The sequence below is a fragment of the Halobacillus sp. HZG1 genome, from assembly GCF_035818575.1.
GTDB classification, from domain to species: Bacteria; Bacillota; Bacilli; order Bacillales; family Halobacillaceae; genus Halobacillus; species Halobacillus litoralis.
The window spans coordinates 1-2,262 of record NZ_JAYLVQ010000005.1; the positions used below are offsets into that span (position 1 = coordinate 1).

Sequence of the window (2,262 nt, forward strand, 5' to 3'; positions counted from 1 at the left end):
AATCCAAAGGACATTAGAAGATGATAAAGAAAAGGAACCGAATAAAAAGTTAGTCCCCCAGTAATGAGCATTTTTCCAAACCTATCGCTGATCTTTAGATTCACAACAACCAGCCGCACCATCAATAATAAGAGTACAAGAATGGTGATAAATGATATTATCCAACCATAGTTGTACGTTAAACTTACCAATACGAAGTCTGTATGGCCTGATGGAAGATTTTCAAGGTTTCCGCCTCGACCAAACCATTCCGTATTAGAAAGCATTTCTTGAACCCGGAGATAGACATACCCTTGTGAATCAGGATAATCTTCAGGGTGTAGGAAAGAAAAAAGCCTAACGAGCTGATATTCTTTAATTGGTGCTAACCATAAATATAAAGCAATAGCACCACTACCTCCACAAATAATTCCTGCCAGTGCTTTTCGGTTTAAGTTAATAAACCATGCCATGGAAAAAAACAGGATGATAAGAATCCCCGTCGAAATAAGATCGTAAGTATTTAGGTAAAGGTAAAGTGGAATTGACAACACTATCAAAGCCTTCCATAGCTTTGCTTTAGGACTAGAAAAGAAAGAAGCAAATCCAAGAATGAAAAGGGGGATGAAGTAAATCCCTCGGATAGAAAACGGTCCAACTTCCAATACTGGTTGTCCAACCAGATACGAAACGGGCCCATTGATGAGATAATACACTCCCAACAGCCCAGCCCCATAAAAGACCCACCCCCACTTCTGTAGCTTTCGATAATCTAAGAAGAAGAGAGCTGTAGCTATTCCAATTCCCATAAAAGTGTAGACGAATTTACTTTCGAGGAGATAACCAAAGTCCTGATTGAAAACAAGAACCGGGAGAAAACTAATCCCCACACTCATCAATAATAGAAACACCATCCACCAGTCTGTTTTGTCACGGTACAGCTGATTAAAGTTTTTCCCTACTTCAATTGGGTTCCCCATCCGCTTGACTGCTTCTTCTTCCGCCCCTTCTTCGGAGTGCGGCCCATCTTTAGTCAGCCTTTGTTTCTCCTGTACGATATGGTAAGTCAGTTCTTGAGAAACCACTCGTTTCGCTTCTTTATTCTTAATAAACTTCTTTACATGCTCAATATAATGATTTTTATCCATTTTCATAATTCCAGCACCTCTGTTAAAGAGCGTATAACAGCCAGATTATCGGGGGCGCGTTCATATTTATTTAAGAGCTTTTTACCTTTCTTCGTCAGAACATAATACTTTCCCCCATCCTCTTTCCATCCTGAATGGGTATATCCTTTCTGTTCCAACCTATGAAGGATTGTGTACAAATGTCCTTCATGATCTTCAAACCTCACAATCCCTCTGGCTCTCAAATGCTTAGATAGTGTAAAGCCTGTTTTCTCCTGGACCAATAGCTGAAAAATAGAAAGTAAGACACTTTCTTCTCCCTCATTCTCATACTCGAGTTTTTTCTGAATTCCTTCCCTGAGCTTCCCGCTAAATTGAAGATTGTGAAATTCAAGCTTGTCCAGAGAATTTTTTAATTTCTTCAACCTCTCTTCCATTACAGACTCCCTCCTAATTTTTCTTTTAAAATTACTTTCGCCCTCTTCAATCGGGTTTTTATAGTATTTTCATTCTTTTTCAAGACCTTAGCCATTTCTTTTGTCGTCACTTCTTCGTAATAGTAAAGGTAGATCACCTCACGATATTTCGCAGGTAACTCCATAATGGAAGTCACCAGTTCTTTGTCCACGTAACCTTGAATAACTTCATCCTCTGTGCTTAAGTGTTTTTGTTCAGCGTGCATTACCTTTTCTTCAGATACCACCACTTTACGGTTATACCAGCTTCTCAGATAATCCTTACTATGATTTATCGCAATGGTCCATATCCACGTCCTAATTTTTGACTTGCCATTATACTTATGTAAGTTCCTATAGCACTTCATGAAAATTTCTTGGGTTAGATCCTCTGCGATCGCTTGGTTCTTCACATATGAATAGACCAGTTGGAGCACAGACTGGCCATAAGTGTCCATGATTTCTTGAATGGCACGCTCTTTATCTTGATATTCCATAAACTTCTCAATCGACTCTTCCATTTTCAACCCTCCTGCTCTATTTAACGATTCTAAACGGGGATTAGTTTTAGGAAATAATAAAAAGGACGACTATTCTTATTGAATAATCGCCCCCTGTAGTTGCAATATTCTTTTTGAATTATCGTACCCGTTAGCATAACCAAGTAAATTAAAAGTTACATCATGTTTGGAATAAACACA

At 38.6% G+C, this 2,262-nt stretch carries 3 protein-coding genes; all 3 read right to left on the minus strand.

Annotated features, from left to right (window positions below):
• On the minus strand, positions 1-1,133 hold a 1,133-nt coding region (locus VKA52_RS00110), incomplete at its 3' end, for an FtsW/RodA/SpoVE family cell cycle protein (protein ID WP_326313783.1).
• A complete protein-coding gene (locus VKA52_RS00115; protein ID WP_326313784.1) occupies positions 1,130-1,543 on the minus strand; it encodes a PadR family transcriptional regulator in 414 nt (137 codons plus the stop codon). The genes VKA52_RS00115 and VKA52_RS00110, both read right to left, overlap by 4 nt.
• Positions 1,543-2,082, minus strand: a complete 540-nt coding sequence (locus tag VKA52_RS00120; RefSeq protein ID WP_326313785.1) for a sigma-70 family RNA polymerase sigma factor — start codon at positions 2,080-2,082, stop codon at positions 1,543-1,545. Before VKA52_RS00120 ends, VKA52_RS00115 begins: the two co-directional genes overlap by 1 nt.
• Positions 2,083-2,262 lie beyond the last annotated feature (180 nt).

Coding starts and splice junctions, on each gene's coding strand:
- VKA52_RS00115 (WP_326313784.1), bottom strand. CDS start 1,543: ATGGAAGAGAGGTTGAAGAAATTAAAAAATTCTCTGGACAAGCTTGAA.
- VKA52_RS00120 (WP_326313785.1), bottom strand. CDS start 2,082: ATGGAAGAGTCGATTGAGAAGTTTATGGAATATCAAGATAAAGAGCGT.